Annotated in this window: 11 protein-coding genes and 1 rRNA gene; 2 read left to right on the top strand and 10 right to left on the bottom strand. The window is 41.7% G+C overall.

The genetic code is table 11. From position 1 onward, the window contains the following. Positions 1-50: 50 nt before the first annotated feature. From MED121_RS15030 to MED121_RS15010, 5 genes are all read right to left on the bottom strand, one after another. Positions 51-1,589 (bottom strand): 16S ribosomal RNA (locus MED121_RS15030). A 506-nt stretch (positions 1,590-2,095) separates the two neighbouring features. Continuing rightward, on the bottom strand, positions 2,096-2,914 hold the full coding sequence (locus MED121_RS15025; protein ID WP_009834581.1) for an ABC transporter permease: 819 nt from the start codon (positions 2,912-2,914) through the stop codon (positions 2,096-2,098). After that, positions 2,911-3,798: an ABC transporter permease gene (locus tag MED121_RS15020; RefSeq protein ID WP_009834580.1), complete on the bottom strand. Its 888-nt coding sequence runs from the start codon at positions 3,796-3,798 to the stop codon at positions 2,911-2,913. The genes MED121_RS15025 and MED121_RS15020 overlap by 4 nt, the downstream gene beginning before the upstream one ends. Then, positions 3,791-4,879 carry an ABC transporter ATP-binding protein gene (locus MED121_RS15015; protein WP_009834579.1) on the bottom strand — a complete coding sequence of 363 codons (1,089 nt, stop codon included), beginning with the start codon at positions 4,877-4,879 and terminating at the stop codon, positions 3,791-3,793. Before MED121_RS15015 ends, MED121_RS15020 begins: the two co-directional genes overlap by 8 nt. Positions 4,880-5,000: 121 nt before the next feature. Further along, positions 5,001-6,113 (bottom strand): extracellular solute-binding protein, encoded by a 1,113-nt coding sequence (locus MED121_RS15010; protein WP_009834578.1) that lies wholly within the window; start codon positions 6,111-6,113, stop codon positions 5,001-5,003. 420 nt (positions 6,114-6,533) lie between these two features. On the opposite strand from MED121_RS15010, the gene MED121_RS15005 reads away from it, so the two are divergent. Beyond that, the gene (locus MED121_RS15005; RefSeq protein WP_050764592.1) at positions 6,534-8,492 is read left to right on the top strand and encodes a methyl-accepting chemotaxis protein; all 1,959 of its coding nucleotides are present in this window, start codon (positions 6,534-6,536) and stop codon (positions 8,490-8,492) included. Between the two features lie 99 nt (positions 8,493-8,591). On the opposite strand, the gene serA is transcribed toward MED121_RS15005, so the two are convergent. Further along, on the bottom strand, positions 8,592-9,821 hold the full coding sequence (gene serA / locus MED121_RS15000) for a phosphoglycerate dehydrogenase (protein WP_009834576.1): 1,230 nt from the start codon (positions 9,819-9,821) through the stop codon (positions 8,592-8,594). A gap of 204 nt (positions 9,822-10,025) precedes the next feature. On the opposite strand from serA, the gene MED121_RS14995 reads away from it, so the two are divergent. Continuing rightward, complete coding sequence (locus tag MED121_RS14995) at positions 10,026-10,634, top strand: hypothetical protein (protein WP_009834574.1); 609 nt, start codon at positions 10,026-10,028, stop codon at positions 10,632-10,634. 122 nt (positions 10,635-10,756) lie between these two features. On the opposite strand, the gene trmA is transcribed toward MED121_RS14995, so the two are convergent. The 4 genes from trmA to MED121_RS14975 all read right to left on the bottom strand — a co-directional run bounded on the left by trmA (position 10,757) and on the right by MED121_RS14975 (position 16,311). Continuing rightward, positions 10,757-11,860, bottom strand: a complete 1,104-nt coding sequence (gene trmA, locus MED121_RS14990; RefSeq protein WP_009834573.1) for a tRNA (uridine(54)-C5)-methyltransferase TrmA — start codon at positions 11,858-11,860, stop codon at positions 10,757-10,759. A 110-nt stretch (positions 11,861-11,970) separates the two neighbouring features. After that, the gene (mtnN, locus tag MED121_RS14985; protein ID WP_009834572.1) at positions 11,971-12,669 is read right to left on the bottom strand and encodes a 5'-methylthioadenosine/S-adenosylhomocysteine nucleosidase; all 699 of its coding nucleotides are present in this window, start codon (positions 12,667-12,669) and stop codon (positions 11,971-11,973) included. Between the two features lie 3 nt (positions 12,670-12,672). Then, a complete protein-coding gene (locus MED121_RS14980) occupies positions 12,673-15,255 on the bottom strand; it encodes a hypothetical protein (protein ID WP_009834571.1) in 2,583 nt (860 codons plus the stop codon). Between the two features lie 12 nt (positions 15,256-15,267). After that, on the bottom strand, positions 15,268-16,311 hold the full coding sequence (locus tag MED121_RS14975; RefSeq protein WP_165474625.1) for a substrate-binding domain-containing protein: 1,044 nt from the start codon (positions 16,309-16,311) through the stop codon (positions 15,268-15,270). Positions 16,312-16,511 lie beyond the last annotated feature (200 nt).

Here is a 16,511-nt window from a genome sequence, read left to right as displayed (position 1 = left end):
GGTTACATCAGATAATTTGTGTGAACACTCACCCAGAGCTTCATATCGTTTAAGGAGGTGATCCAGCCCCAGGTTCCCCTAGGGCTACCTTGTTACGACTTCACCCCAGTCATTGACCACTCCGTGGTAACCGCCCTCCCCGAAGGGTTAAGCTAGCTACTTCTGGAGCAATCAACTCCCATGGTGTGACGGGCGGTGTGTACAAGGCCCGGGAACGTATTCACCGTGACATTCTGATTCACGATTACTAGCGATTCCGACTTCATGGAGTCGAGTTGCAGACTCCAATCCGGACTACGACGCACTTTATGGGATTCGCTTACTCTCGCAAGTTCGCAGCCCTCTGTATGCGCCATTGTAGCACGTGTGTAGCCCTACTCGTAAGGGCCATGATGACTTGACGTCGTCCCCACCTTCCTCCGGTTTGTCACCGGCAGTCTCCTTAAAGTTCCCGACATTACTCGCTGGCAAATAAGGACAAGGGTTGCGCTCGTTACGGGACTTAACCCAACATTTCACAACACGAGCTGACGACAGCCATGCAGCACCTGTCTCATAGTTCCCGAAGGCACTTAAGCATCTCTGCTAAATTCTATGGATGTCAAGAGTAGGTAAGGTTCTTCGCGTTGCTTCGAATTAAACCACATGCTCCACCGCTTGTGCGGGCCCCCGTCAATTCATTTGAGTTTTAACCTTGCGGCCGTACTCCCCAGGCGGTCTACTTATCGCGTTAGCTTCGCCACTAAGTCATTACAACCCAACGGCTAGTAGACATCGTTTACGGCGTGGACTACCAGGGTATCTAATCCTGTTTGCTCCCCACGCTTTCGCACCTCAGTGTCAGTATCAATCCAGAGTGTCGCCTTCGCCACTGATGTTCCTTCCTATATCTACGCATTTCACCGCTACACAGGAAATTCCACACTCCTCTATCGTACTCTAGCCTGCCAGTATCGGGTGCAATTCCAAGGTTGAGCCCTGGGCTTTCACATCCGACTTAACAAACCACCTACGCGCGCTTTACGCCCAGTAATTCCGATTAACGCTTGCACCCTCTGTATTACCGCGGCTGCTGGCACAGAGTTAGCCGGTGCTTCTTCTGAAGGTAACGTCACAGATATTACGTATTAAGCAACACCCTTTCCTCCCTTCTGAAAGTGCTTTACAACCCTAGGGCCTTCTTCACACACGCGGTATGGCTGGATCAGGCTTGCGCCCATTGTCCAATATTCCCCACTGCTGCCTCCCGTAGGAGTCTGGGCCGTGTCTCAGTCCCAGTGTGGCTGATCATCCTCTCAGACCAGCTAGAGATCGTCGCCTTGGTGAGCCTTTACCTCACCAACTAGCTAATCTCACGCAGGCTCATCTAATAGCGAAAGGTCCGAAGATCCCCTCCTTTCCCCCTCAGGGCTTATGCGGTATTAGCCTGCGTTTCCACAGGTTGTCCCCCACTACTAGGCAGATTCCTACGCGTTACTCACCCGTCCGCCGCTCGACGCCTGTAGCAAGCTACATCGTTTCCGCTCGACTTGCATGTGTTAAGCCTACCGCCAGCGTTCAATCTGAGCCATGATCAAACTCTTCAGTTTAAAATCATTGCTCACTCAAATCTTTACTGCTGACTTTAAAACTCGATCCAAACTAATGGATCAAACATAAAGCGTTTTAGTATCGACTCTCGTAAGACTTCTAAATTTTTTGTAGTCATTCGAACATCAATTACCGTAGCAATTAACAACTCGAATAACTTGCTGAAGTCTCTAGCGAGTGCCCACACAAATTATCTGATTAACTATTTTAAAGAGCGTCTGACTTACTAAACATTTTCTAAATAAGAGTGAACGCTTGTAGTTAGCTACTTGGTAGCTTGTCGGTGTAAGCTTTGTTGCTACCCCGTGTCAGTGGATGCGTATAATATACATCTCAGAATTTATGGGCAAGTACTTTCTCGAATATTTATCAATTAATCTCAAAAGTGAGGAATAGATTAGCAGGGGGTTCAGATTTGGCCAGTTTTCATACAAAAAAACGAGTTTTGCTTCTATCTATTAGCAAAACTCGCTTTTTAAAAGTTTATTTCTAAATACCTAGCTAACTAGTCTTCCGCCGCTACTAACTTAGCCGCTTGTGCAGCTTCTTTACGACGCTTAAGTTCGTAAATAACAGCAATCACGATTGTAGTTAATATCATGATCAGACCCAAAGCATTTACCGCAGGCGTTAAACCTGTTCTTACTTTAGAAGCGATATAAACGGTTAAGGTTGTATCATAGCCTTTCACAAATAATGTCGTGTTGTAGTTTTCAAACGACTGCAAGAAGGCAATGGCACCAGCTGAAATAATAGCGGGCTTTAGGTAAGGCAAGAGTATACGGCGAAATGTTTGCCATTGGTTTGCACCTAAACTTAAAGCAGCGTTTTCTAGCGTTCTATCAAAACGTTGCAACCTAGCCAGCACCATCAACATAACGTAGGCTGCGATAAAGGTCGTTTGTGCAATCACAGTTAGCATGACACCACCACTCACCCCCATACCTTTCCAGAAGATCAGGGTTGAGATGCCCACGATTACACCAGGTGTTAATAGAGGCGACATCATCAAGGAGTACAAAAAGGTTTTGCCCTTACCTTGATAGGTAGACAAGAACAAGGCGCAACAGATACCAATAGGCACAGCCACAACTAGAACGCCAGCCGCAACAATGACACTTGTCCAAAGCGCTTGCCACATAGCCCCATCTTGAGCCAAGGCTTCAAACCACTTTAGAGTCGCTCCTTTCCAAGGAGAAACTGTTGGAAAGCGGCTATCGTTAAAGGTTGCAGCCCCCATGATAATGAGAGGAATAAATAGGTAAGTGAAAAACACACCTATGTAAAAGCGAATCCCCCAACGCATAATGGTTTCAGATTTCATCGTGCGATATCTCCTAAACCAACTTTAAAGACACGCATTACTAATGCAATAAAACCAATACAAATAATTAATAGTAAGAAGGCATACGCTGCACCTTGGTTCCAGTTACCCCCTTCAAAGAACCAGTTATAAATTATCTGGGTAAACCAACGACTACCTGGTGAACCTAACAATGCCGGTACCGCATAACTACCCGCTGCCAACATGAAGGTCATGATACAACCTGTAGCAATACCCGGTTTAGCGTGAGGAATAATGACCCTATAGTGAGTTCTTATCCAACCAGCACCTAAGTTTCTAGCCGCTTTGATTTGATTCATATCCAAACTTTCAATGGCATTGTAAATAGGAAAGATCATGAAAAGGATATAGGCATATACCATACCTATCATGACCCCCGTATCGCCAGACAAGAATCGAACCGGTCTATCAATAAAGCCTAACGCCAATAACAGGGCATTTAATGGCCCCTTGTACGCAAGAATGATGTACCAAGAAAAGGTTCTTAAAATCTCATTGATCCAAAAAGGAATGATTAAAAGAAGGATACATAATGCTGCTTGTCTAGGTGTTGCCACTTTCGCGAGATAAAACGCAAGAGGATAGCTAACCAATAAGGTTAGCAAGGTCACCAACACACTCGACCAAATTGTTTTAGCAAAGATGGCAAGGTGAATCTGGTTACCAAACAAGGTTTCATAGTTGATAAGAGAGTAGGTATCTTTTGGTCCACCTACTTCTCTAGGTAACAAATTAGGTCTAAAGGAATAATCGACCATCAAGAACTGCGGCAATATAACAAGTACTATAAGCCATAGCATTATCATGGCGAGGATACCCAACGCCATACCACCACCAAATCTTGCTTTTAGTTGGCTAAACATTCTCCCCCCTTGCAATTACCACTGCGTCTTGACTGATAAAGCCCAGTTTTACCTTGGCTCCTGCAACAAGCTCTGCAGTATATTGCTCAGCACCAATTTGCACGCCAATAGTTTGCGTTCCAATTTGTGTATTAAGGGTTAAATAAGAACCTTCGAAGTTAATTTCACTAATACTGGCCTCAAATATAACATCACAACCGGCTTCAGCTGCTTGGCCAACACGAATAAGCTCAGGTCGAATAAATAAGTTAGCCTGCTGACCTTTTGTGATCGCTCCAATACCGCGTCCAGTTAATAAACCTAGACCAGCACAATTAACCGTAACATTACTGCCTTCTACACCTTCAACTGAGCCCGCTATCGCATTGTTCTCACCTACGAAGGAAGCAACAAATTCTGTTTTAGGCTCACGGTATAATGTAATTGGGTCTGCAACTTGTTGTAGCTTACCTGCGGACATAACACCCACTCGGTCCGACATGGTTAATGCTTCACCTTGGTCGTGAGTAATATAGATGAAGGTGATGCCAGTTTTACGCTGAATTTCTTTTAACTCAGTACGCATGTGCTGACGTAACTTTAAGTCCAAAGCGGATAAAGGCTCATCAAGCAAAAGTACTTGAGGCTCTACCGCTAACGCACGCGCAATAGCGATACGCTGCTTTTGTCCACCAGATAGCTCTGATACCTGCTTGGTACCGCTGCCATCTAATGCGACTAATTCTAATAATCTATCTGAGGTCTTTTTACGTTCTGCTTTAGATACGCCACGCACCTCAAGACCAAACTCAATATTCTCCGCCACTGTCATCAAAGGGAACAAAGCAAGGTTTTGGAAAATCATTGATGTTGGACGCTTATTAGCAGGGACACCACGCATGGCTTTACCACCAATTCTGACATCGCCTTCACTCGGGTCGAGGAAACCACTAATCATGTTCAGTATGGTTGTTTTACCGCAACCTGAAGGACCAAGAAAACTAAAAAATTCGCCTGATTCTATTTTTAAATCTGTTTTCTGAACGGCAGTGAAATCGCCAAAATTCATAACAACATTATCTAGGTGAACACTGCTATCCATTTTTTCTCTCTACTTTCATATACGCTAACCTGCTACAAACAAGGAGTTTTGCAGGTAAATAATAAGGGACAAAAAAAGCCCCCACCCCAAATATTGGGCTAGGAGCTTTATTTAGAAGGTTCTATGCAGATAGGTAACGATCTTGATATTCGTTACGCAAAGCCACATACCAAGGTTCTTGGATAGGCCACCACCAAAGATTTTTCAGTTCCTGCTCAGTGTAAGAGTCTTGGAAGAACTGTTTAGTTGCTTCTGGTAGTAGAGCATCAGCCCCTTTCGAAGTAGAGTTATAGCCTGTTGATTCTACAAACATTGCACCTGCTTCTGGTGTGTAGTACCAGTTGATAAATTCGTAAGCAGAGTCAACATTGTTAGCATTTTTAGGAATAACAAAGCCTTCCATCCAAGCCAAAGCACCTTCTTTTGGTGCAGCATAAGCAACAGGCTCACCTTCTTGCTTAAGTTTGAACGCAGTGCTGTCCCAAGTTTGACCAATGATTGCACCATTAGTACGGAATGCACCTTGCGCTTCGTTTTCTGTCGACCAGTACTGAGCAATTGCAGCTTTGTGCTCAGTCGCTGTTTTCAAAATTACATCAAAGTTAGCGCGCATGGCTTTTTCATTTTTATAAGAATCAAGCAGTGGGTAAGGTAGTTTGCCCATGCTTTCAAGCCATAAACCAATACCTACTAATGCAGAGTGTCCACGAACGGTAACACCACCAGCGTGTTCAGGTTTCCAAAGGTCGCCGTAACTTAGGTTATTACGATCTACTTTTGCGTAGTCTGTGTTAAAAGCAATCGCTTCAGTACCCCAGTCAGATGGTGCAAAGTAGCGCTTACCATCCACAATACCACCGACTTCTGATCCTTTAACTGCACTCTCTAGACATCCATCCCAGTTAACACGAGATGTGTCTAGTGGTTGCACTAGATCAAAATCAACATAACCAGGTACACGGTCTACTGTCGGCATAATTATATCGAAACCAGTACCGTCAGTTGCACGCAGTGAGTTCATCAGTTCGTCATTGGTACCATAAGGTGTGAAAGTCGCGTTAATACCTGTTTTTGCTTTGAAATCTGCAAGCATTTCATCTGTGATATAGCCGGCCCACGCATAAATGCGCAGCTCCTTGTTTGCTGCAACCGCTTTACTAATAGTAAAAGGGGTTGCCGCTACCGCGCCTGCTGCAGTCGCGCCTTTAACAAAATTACGACGTGAAAGGGTCATGTTCTTACTCCGCTAAATCTTTATTATTAATATGGGATTGGACTTAAATCATTCTGTGTATTTAGGTCTGTTTAAACATTAACTGAACGCTCTTTTATCTTTAAACATTCATTTAATTATAAAAGAAACTACAACACGATAATGACACTGAGATGAATTTGGAAGTCAATTTTGATATAAAAGTGAAAAAAATCATAAATTGAAGTTATAGAAACTCATTATCTATTTGCGATATTCGACAATTTTTCTTCTATTTTGAAGATCTTATGTTCATTTCCCTTCAACAATATTTGTTTTAAATTTTTTCTATTTTTCTCACTCTATTTACCAGTAAATGTAACAAAACTGTCATCTAATTTTCATACATTAGTTCACAATTCATTAATGTTTTGTAACATTCGTAATCAAAGGGTAAAAATTGTGACAATTTCCCGTGTGACTAAAATAACGACTTTCACCTATCTTGTGATCACCAGTTTGCTCGCTTTAACCCTCACCTGGAGCATACTGCAATTTCGTCAGACAATGGCAACGACAGACCAATATAATCAACTATTAACTTTGGCTAGCGTGTCATTAAAAGACAAAATTGAAAGCTATTTAAGCTTTGGTGAAGCCACCAAACTACAAGAGTCAATCAATCTGATTAATACAGACATCAAGCAACAGCTGACTGAGCTACCTAGTGAAATTCAAACTGATATCAGTCCGCTACTTGAAAGTATTAGCCTTAAATTAGATGGGGACATTCGTGCGGCTGGAAAACTGTCGGGAGATACCTTTGCATTAATACGTAATAATCAACGTCAAATGTCGCAAGCTATCGATACTTATTCAGACTTTATTATTCAGCCTCATACAAACCTGAGCTTAGCGGACAAAGTCGTGCTTTTAGAAATGGACGCAAAACTTAAAAAGCACTTTATTAGTCTTAGCGACTATACCGAGCAATTCCTACAAGCCAATACAGCAAAGAACAAAGCGGTTTTAGCGTCTGAAGCAGAGACTTTTTATAAAACGGTCAGTGCAATGTCTGCACTACCAAATAACTTTTCCAATCAGGAAAAAGAGGAAGAAACAGATGATTTAAGTGCATTAATGGGCTGGGCTGAAGAAGAGGAAGAAACAGAAAGTCCAATCACAGAAATGCAGTCTGAGATTAGCTCTTGGGTTAATCGATACATGAAAGATGTCAATAACAGCCTTAGTGGCATTACTCATATGCAAAATGCACAAGCAGATTTACGTGCCCAAGTAAGTGAACTGCAAGCAAAACTTGAATTGGGTACTCAAGCCATTTCCACTCAATCAGAACAAACCCAAGAAAAGATTATTTTTGCTTTTGCTTTGTTTATTTTACTCATGGTCAGTATTAGTGCTCTGACTCATTTATTCCTTTCTCGTATTGTCGTTAAGAGCGCTAAAAACCTTTTATCCGCCGTCACCTCACTCGTTGAGACGCAAAGTTCTGAACCTATCAACGTTGGAAAACAAAAAAATGAGTTATCAGAAACGGCTCATTACTTTAATCAATATCTAGCGTATGTTGAGGAACAAAAACAAAAGCGTGATAAAGAACTCGCAAACATCTCTGACTCTTTAAACAAGGTTCTCAACGCCTTTGATGACATTAATAGCCTTAACCAAGAATCAAACAACGAACTTAGCAAAACCACCAATATTACTGAGCAAGTGAATATCCTCGCTAATAAAGCAGAGGTAAGGGCCAAAGAAGTCGAAGGCTACGCCAGTGAAACAAGTTTAGCTATGCAAAGTAGTGTTGAACAAGCCCAAAGCTTAAAACAAGCAAATCAAATAGCAATGCAAACACTCACACAAAGCCGCCAATCTCTTGATGGATTGGAAGATTCAGTCAATGATGCCTCTTCGATTGTGTCTTCTATTCGAGATATTTCAGAACAAACCAATTTGCTCGCTTTAAACGCAGCGATTGAAGCAGCGCGAGCAGGAGAACATGGTAGAGGCTTTGCTGTCGTTGCTACCGAAGTACGTACATTATCTAGCAAGACACAGGAGTCGCTGGGAGAAATCACCTCAATTCTAAGTCGCTTAACCTCCTCGACTCAGAACTTAAGTCAGTCACTGGATAAAATTGAATCCGCTAGCGAGACCCAAGTTAGCCTTACAGCACAATTAGGAGATTCGGCGCTTGAAGTCAGTGAGAAGTCCAAGCAGTCCTCTGAATTAGCTAAAAAAGCAACACGCTATGCGGCAGATCAAAAAACCGAAATGCAGTCTCTTAATCACGCCATGTCTCAAGTGAAGGGTAAAGCACTTGAATCAGAGCAATTTTTAAGCAAAGTCTCTGCAACCATTACCAAGCGAGTCAATGAGATTTCAGTCAGCCTAGGTATTTAACCTGTAGGTATTTAGCACTTAGATCTTTAAAATTTAGCATTAGTAAAAACTAAAAAAGGGCGATATGAATCGCCCTTTTTTAGTTTAAAACACCGACAACTAGAACAAGATACGAGCGCGAACGGTACCTTCAACTTCTTTCACTTTTTCCAAAGCTAAGTCACTGTTTTCAGCATCGACATCCATCACCATATAACCGATATTTTCACTGGTTCTTAGGTATTGGCCTGTGATGTTAATGTTGTTATCAGAGAAGATGCCGTTAATCTTAGTCAAGATACCAGGACGGTTCTCATGGATGTGCAATAGACGATGGTTGCCGTCTTGTGCAGGTAGAGCAACTTCTGGGAAGTTAACAGACGCAATCGTTGTACCTACATCAGAGTATTTAACTAGCTTTTCAGCCACTTCAACACCGATGTTTTCTTGTGCTTCCATTGTGCTACCACCTACGTGAGGTGTCAGGATCACATTATCCAATCCACGTAGAGGCGAAACGAACTCGTCAGCATTGCCTTTAGGCTCAACAGGGAATACGTCAATGGCGGCACCGTTTAAGCGACCTTCTTTCATCGCCGCAGCAAGTGCTTCAAGATCTACCACAGTTCCGCGAGACGCGTTCATGAAGATGGCTTCATCTTTCATGCGTGCTATTTCTTCAGCACCTATCATAAGTTTCGTAGAAGCAGTTTCAGGTACGTGCAAACTAATTACATCACAAGTAGACAATAGCTTGTTCAAGCTTTTAATCTGACGAGCATTACCAAGAGGCAACTTGGTCACTATGTCATAAAAGCAAACTTCCATCCCTAATGATTCAGCTAAAACACTTAGCTGAGTACCTATGCTACCGTAACCTATGATACCCAAGCGTTTACCGCGAGCTTCGTAGGAGCCAACCGCTGATTTCATCCATCCACCACGGTGACAAACCGCGCTTTTTTCTGGAATACCACGTAGTAACAAAATTAGTTGGCCTATGACTAATTCAGCAACACTTCGGGTATTTGAGAAAGGTGCATTAAAGACAGCAATACCTTTTGCACTCGCGGCTTCCAAATTAACTTGGTTAGTTCCTATGCAGAAACAACCTATAGCCATTAGCTTATTCGCGTGGGAAAGTACTTTCTCGTTCAATTGAGTACGGGAACGAATACCAATAAAGTGCGCTTCTTCGATTTTCTTGATTAGCTCATCTTCAGCCAACGCAGTTTTATGAAATTCTATATTGGTATAGCCTGCTTCATTAAGCGCATCTAATGCAGATTGATGCACGCCTTCTAGCAGTAAAATCTTAATCTTAGCTTTATCTAGTGAGGTGGTACTCATGGCTTGTATAACTTCTCTTCGTGATGTGGGGAAAAATCCCAAACATGTTAACACACAACAATCTATGTCGCAGATAAGATACTCAAATGTATTTCATTATGATAAGAAAAATTTTAATACTGACTATTCAGCAAAACTAATTTGGCAGGCAGCTACATATTAGAGTAAACTTAATGATCATAATTTGTACAATTTGGTAGCTCTATGGATACTGGCATCTTACCTATAGCAGATAGATCGACGCTTGCGACTCCGCAAAGCTTAGACTCGCTTGCGGTCGGCACGCCTAGTTCCAGCACTAACCTATCCTCCCCTTCCAGCGCAATTAGTAGCCCAGATGTCAGAGTAGACCTTTCCGCCGCAGGGCGACAAATGGCAATGGAAATGCTGGAAAGAGAAACCGTACAAAGCAGTCAGCAAAGTGAAGCTTTTAACGCTGAAATTTCTCAAAATGAGCGAAGTAGAAATGAAAGCTTTAGATCAGAAGATATAAACAACGAAAGATATGAAAATGCTGGCAATGCTCAAATATCAAGGTCACAAACAGACAATGATCAAACTCTCAATATAGGCACCCAAGAAGAATTAAGACTCGAGTCAGGGCAAGTCAGGCCAGAGCCTCAAGAAGAGATCACTCGAACTGAAGAAAGAAGAGAGCCAGAACCTGAAAGAAGAGCAGAAGAAAGACCTGAAGAGGTTGTTCAGCCAGTACAAGCTAGCCCAACCAATACAAGCCGAAGCGCGAGTGTCGTCACTCAATATAATATCAGCCCTGAATCCGCACTAGGCCAATCAATTAGTACACAAGCCTAGTTCTGATTTTCTCATTGATGCCCACCTAATTAATGGCCACCAAGTCAATGAAGGACTAATTAATTTACCCTTCAAAAAAAGCGACCCAAAAGTCGCTTTTTTTATTGAATCCGTACACTGTCTTAATCTTGTTGTCTACGAACTAGATATACACCGGTCTCAATATGGTGAGTATAAGGAAATTGATCAAATACAGCATAACGCTCAACACTGTGTGTATCAGATAAAGCATCTAAATTCGCCTTTAGCGTTTCAGGGTTACAAGAGATGTACAAAATCTTATCAACCTTACGAATCAGCTCAACCGTATCAGAGTCAAGTCCTGCTCTTGGTGGATCAACCAATACAACACTTGGCTCAAGACTTTCCATACCCGCTTGAATAAGTTGCTTTGGCAATTCAGTTTGACCATTTAATGCAGCAGACACATCTTCACTTGCCATCTTAACGACTTGTACATTCGACATACCATTAATCGCAATATTCAACTGAGCTGAATTTACAGAGACTTTGGAGATTTCTGTTGCCACTACACGATCAAATCGACGCGCTAATGGAATTGAGAAGTTACCATTACCACAGTACATTTCTAATAAATCACCCGACTCATTTTGAGTAACATCCAATGCCCAGCTCAACATAGATTCGTTAATACCTGCATTAGGCTGAGTAAAGCTGTTCTCAACTTGCTGGTAATGATATTTCTTGCCATTTACCGTTAGCGTTTCCATTACAAAGTCGCGAGTTAAAATCATTTTTTTCTTACGACTTCGGCCAATAAAATGACAATGAGGGAAGGCCTCATTCAAGGTTTGCGCCGCAGCAAACCAATCTTCATCAATTGGCTTATGGTAAAGCATACTAATTAACGCTTCACCGGTTTGCGTCGTTAAAAAATCCACCTGGAACAGCTTATGACGAAGCACAGGAACCGTCTTAACAGCGTCAAGTAAAGCGGGCATTAGCTCATTGATGAGTTCAGACGCGACCGGAAACTGATCCACTCGAATCGGTGTTCTTGGGTCATTCGAGTCGAACATGGCGTAATACATATCATCGCCATCATGCCAAATACGAAACTCTGCTCGCATCCGATAATGGCTCGCTTCACTTTCAAAAATTTCAGCTGCAGGTAAATCCAAGGTCGCCATAAGTTCGTCAAGGCGACTGATTTTTTCGGCCAATTGTGGCTGATATTGATCTATTTGAATTTGATCCGGTCTCATGAATTATCTCAAGTTAAAAGCTAATGTAAGTAGGCGCGGCATTATACGAGTTCCCTAACGACATTGCGAATATAGTTAGGGAACTGAATGGCAGCACTTCTACTAAAAAATTAATTAGATGGGGTTAACATCTCGCGCACCATGGCGGAGGAGTTTTTGGCAGCAACAACAAGAAACTCTTCAAAACTTTGAGAGGACTCCTTACCCGCAATATCTGATAAAGCACGTACAACAACAAAAGGCGTTTCAAATTTCACACATACTTGCGCAACAGCCGCAGCCTCCATTTCAACGGCAAGTAATGTAGGGAAGTCACCCCTTACTTTCTCAACTCGCACAGGGTCTTGCATGAAACTATCACCTGTCCCTATTAACCCAACTTGAGTTTGCACTAGGTTCAACCTAGTTACTGCCGCTTTCGCATCAGCAATAAGATTCTCATCTGCAGCATAAGTCGCTGGCATACCTGGCACTTGACCCATTGCATAACCAAACACGGTCACATCAACATCGTGATGGCATACTTGGTCTGAAATAACCACGTCACCGACATTTAACGCTTCAGCATAGCCGCCCGCAGAACCAATATTAATAACCTTTGAAGGTGCAAACTTTGATAAAAGCAAGGTAGTTGAAATAGCTGCATTGACTTTACCTATGCCTGATTGCAATAGAACGACTTCTTTTCCGTCCAACTTGCCTTGGTAAAATTCACAGCCAGCAATAGATAAAGTTTCAACCTCGGTCATCCACTCTTTAATTAATGCAACTTCTTCTTCCATTGCGCCGATGATACCGACCAGACTCATATATTACTCCTCAAATAGGGCTATTTTGTTTTGAACGAATTCGACCAGAGCTTTCACTTGCTCTTTACGATAGGGTTTTTTCATTTGGTACTGGTTAACCCCTGAGCTTGGTGCTGAGCTCAAAGACACCATCATAAGATCAGGCTGCTCTTCTTTTAGCCAAACAAGGTGTTTATTCTCAACATCATCCAATAAAAGAACCGCTTTTACCTTTTGATGTTTAAAAAGGGACAAATGCCCCTCTAAAGATGGCACCAAATAAGGCGATATTTTAAGCTGGGTTAGCTCTTCATACAATATGGCTCGGCTAATGCTTGATCCACCTACAACTAACCACGCTCCATCATCCGCCAAGCAATCTTGAAGCTGAATACTGTCTAAACTCAAAATAGGCTCAATAAAGCGCGCTAAACTATATTCATGTGGGCAAGCTGAAAAGTTTGGATAACCATCTATTTCATGCTTAGCTTGGCTACCAATCCAAGCAACAGGAATTCGAGGCCTGGCCAACCTGGTTTGTATGATAGAAGGTAGCTCTCGCCACTCCGGTTTAAGCACATCATAAGCAATGAGCAATAAATCAATTTCATCCGTCTCGCCGACTTCGGTAAAGAAGCTCTCAGCAGATGAGAAAACATAAACTGAACAGCCAAGTTTCTTAAGCACAGTCTCAACTTGGGCCGCCATTGTAAAGTCATTCGCAAGCCAAGCAATTTTAAGGTTATCAGGAAGGGAGATTCGCCCCATCGAAGACTCTAGCAAAGGATAAATGATAGATGCCTGGTTAGCTTTAACCTGCTTAAACTCTACACCGAGACGGTCACAAATTGTTTTATTTAACCATGCAAAAATTGGCCTAGTATCACTTATTCCAACCACCTCAAAGCGTAATTGATTTTCAGTCACACAAATAGATAAGCGTTTTTCTTCGATCAATTCACTCGCATGAACAGACATAATTAAGGCATTAATTAACAAGCCCAAGTCACTGGACCACTGGCTCTGAACTAAGGCTGAGTCTAACTTACATTCAATATTCAAATAGCCAAAGCGGCCCAAATCACATGGGGTTAACAACAAGCGCCTTTGTAGTAACTCCCCTAAGGGCATATATTCTAGGCTTGTGGGTTCATTTAATAGCTCACCTAAACACGCAACCAAAGCTTGCTGCCATTGTCTTGCTTCGACAAATGACTGATTATCAAAATAAATAATCTGATGATTAATTTCATTTAGTATTAAATCAATTTCTAACGCACTCGAAGGGCCATAACTCTCAACCTTTAGCTCATTCAATTGCCACTCAAGTTGTTGTAAGTGGGTCACATCTTGGCCAATTAACGCAACACCACGATAATGATTGTCAGTCATATAGGGAATAAGCTGCCATTGATAGATACTGTTTACATTTGGGATTGTTAATTCAAACCCTATTCCCACCTCCCCCTTTAATGCTTTTTGCAAAGCCTGATGACAAGAGACAGGCATAAAATCAAATACGGTTCGACCACGACTACTTTCTGAAAAAAGGGTACTGGCTTTATGGTTAATATTTTGAACTAAAGCAACATCATCACAAAAAATTATTGCAGCTTGAGAAGCATCCATTAGCAGGTTAAAACGACTAACTTGATTACTGACTAGCTCGTTTTTATCATTCATTTTGCGTTGCAAACGCCTTAGCTCAATAAATTCAGACTCATGATTTGACTCCAACCCTTGCTCAAACATAGATAACGCATAATTAAACAAGCGCTGTGATAAATAAACTAAGACAAAATAAAGAAGTGAGAGGCCAATAGAAAAAAATATCATCCAATAGAGATACCTCTGCCAAGTAGATCCAGCCTCAGACGCTTGTCGCGCAATTTGTAAATCAAATGCCAAACCTTCTTTGACAACTTGAAGGTCACCTCGAAAGAATTTCAATTTAAGGCTATCGGGCAGAACAATATTTCGTTCTGATAATAAAATATCTTGATCAGGAGATAGCAGCCTAACTTCATCTATGTGAGCACTTTTCAGTAAACGGTTAGCCAAGGTTAGGTTGTTGTTGAGAGAGATAAAACCATATAAAAAGCCTTTCCAGTCACCTTCTAATGTGACTATTTTTTTCTTATAAATGAGGATACTGGCGCCATCTTGTGTTTGCTCTAATACCCAACGACCTAGCTTAGATTTTCCGACTAGCCTATCAATTGACTCTTGTGTAAATAGATGTGTTCTTGGATCTAAAATATGACTTTGATCGGCCCATTCCACATAAAAGAAGTCTAAGTTGCCAAACAAAAACTCGTCATGGCGATCAAAAAGACGACCTAAATCTAAATTGGCTTCTTCTTGGCTATTTAATAATGCTTGGGCCGTGCTGCCAAGCTCATATTCTGCACTAAGCAAAAAACCGTGAAAGGATTGAGATACAGTGAAATGGCGAACAGATAAATCTGCCTGATTGTCTCTTTCAATTTGCTCCTTAGTTGCAAATAAGAAAAATATTACAACCAGAAAATACACGCCAATTAAAACTAATGCCGTTTGCGTTCTATGACGTTTTCTTAAACTAACAACCGCTTTGTCCATTGCCATAATTCTAATCCTTTAGCGGGTAAGCGGAGAAACCGCTGAAATTAACGCAGATGAAGGAATATACAAGTTGGGCAAATCAAGCCCCGTCAAATCCGACTGAATGGTTTCAGCAATCACGAAGCTAAACTCCTTTACATCTCGCTCCAAGGTGACAACTAATCTACCATCATCCAATGCCCTTTGCTCAATTGAGGTATAACGCCAACTATTGGTTGTACTTTCAATATTATGTTGCTTAATCGCTCTCAAAACACCTGCAGCTAACGCAGAAGAACAGCTAAAAATATATTCTGCAGGATTATTATTTTCTGCCATTTCACTCACAAATTGATAAGCATCCATTTCGGTTGCATCTGAATAAAAGATCTTAGTCATTTGACGACCACGCGCATGCATAGCGTCAATAAATGCATCACAGCGGGCATGATTAATATAACCCACAGGTAACATTACAGCGGCGATTTTTGCATCCAGTGGATAAATAGAATCAACATATTGAGCAAAGCGCCTTGCAATCGCTCTTTCGTCCAAGCCAACGTACATCAAGGGAGAAGAATGAAGCCAGCCGATAACAGGGGATGATAAATCCGTAATAATGACCTTTGACTTACCTTTTGCTAGCACTTGCTCTATCAATTTACGATTTACCGAGGAGGTTAAGCTTGAGATAACATAATCAGGTTCAAAGGCCATACCATTATTAAAGTTATCAATATGCTGTCGGTAACTAGTTCCTTCGTTATATCGAACCATCTTTAATTGGTAATCTAACTTAAGCGCCTGCATCCTCTGCTTAAACAAGTCGATAACAGGAAAAGCCTTACGAGCTTGAAAAGCATTGGACACAACCCACAAGATACGAAGACTTCGCTCTTGAACAAGAGTATGCGGAGCAGGACTGGCCTTAACCTTTAGAGACAGCTGCTCCATTAATGGCCACTGATGAGGAAGATGAGAGATAAACGCCTGATTAGTCAAAACCGAAGAATCAACACTTTGCGCAAAAAGAGAGCTGCCAGAACCTAAAAAAATCAAAACAAACAGCATTCGTAACATAAAGATAATCCTAATCCCCATGAGCATCACATCCAGCATACGACAAACGCCTTGCTTTAGCCCTGATAAAACAATAATTCAGCATTCTAACAATAGACCGCAAGATTAGTAAGCAAACTAAAAAATGGATTATTTATATGTCTTAGATTAGAAAATAAAGCCTGTTATCAACAGCCTTCTAGTCTTAAACCACCCTCCTT

Origin of the sequence: Marinomonas sp. MED121, assembly GCF_000153025.1 — a bacterium.
Taxonomy (GTDB): Bacteria; Pseudomonadota; Gammaproteobacteria; order Pseudomonadales; family Marinomonadaceae; genus Marinomonas.
The sequence above is the reverse complement of the archived record's forward strand: the minus strand, read 5'-3'. Positions and strand labels throughout refer to the sequence as shown.

Excerpts from the sequence above, each read along its gene's own strand:
- MED121_RS15025 (WP_009834581.1), bottom strand. The coding sequence starts at position 2,914 with ATGAAATCTGAAACCATTATGCGTTGGGGGATTCGCTTTTACATAGGT.
- MED121_RS15010 (WP_009834578.1), bottom strand. The coding sequence starts at position 6,113 with ATGACCCTTTCACGTCGTAATTTTGTTAAAGGCGCGACTGCAGCAGGC.
- serA (WP_009834576.1), bottom strand. The coding sequence starts at position 9,821 with ATGAGTACCACCTCACTAGATAAAGCTAAGATTAAGATTTTACTGCTA.
- mtnN (WP_009834572.1), bottom strand. The coding sequence starts at position 12,669 with ATGAGTCTGGTCGGTATCATCGGCGCAATGGAAGAAGAAGTTGCATTA.
- MED121_RS14975 (WP_165474625.1), bottom strand. The coding sequence starts at position 16,311 with ATGTTACGAATGCTGTTTGTTTTGATTTTTTTAGGTTCTGGCAGCTCT.
- MED121_RS15020 (WP_009834580.1), bottom strand. The coding sequence starts at position 3,798 with ATGTTTAGCCAACTAAAAGCAAGATTTGGTGGTGGTATGGCGTTGGGT.
- trmA (WP_009834573.1), bottom strand. The coding sequence starts at position 11,860 with ATGAGACCGGATCAAATTCAAATAGATCAATATCAGCCACAATTGGCC.
- MED121_RS14995 (WP_009834574.1), top strand. The coding sequence starts at position 10,026 with ATGGATACTGGCATCTTACCTATAGCAGATAGATCGACGCTTGCGACT.
- MED121_RS15015 (WP_009834579.1), bottom strand. The coding sequence starts at position 4,879 with ATGGATAGCAGTGTTCACCTAGATAATGTTGTTATGAATTTTGGCGAT.
- MED121_RS14980 (WP_009834571.1), bottom strand. The coding sequence starts at position 15,255 with ATGGCAATGGACAAAGCGGTTGTTAGTTTAAGAAAACGTCATAGAACG.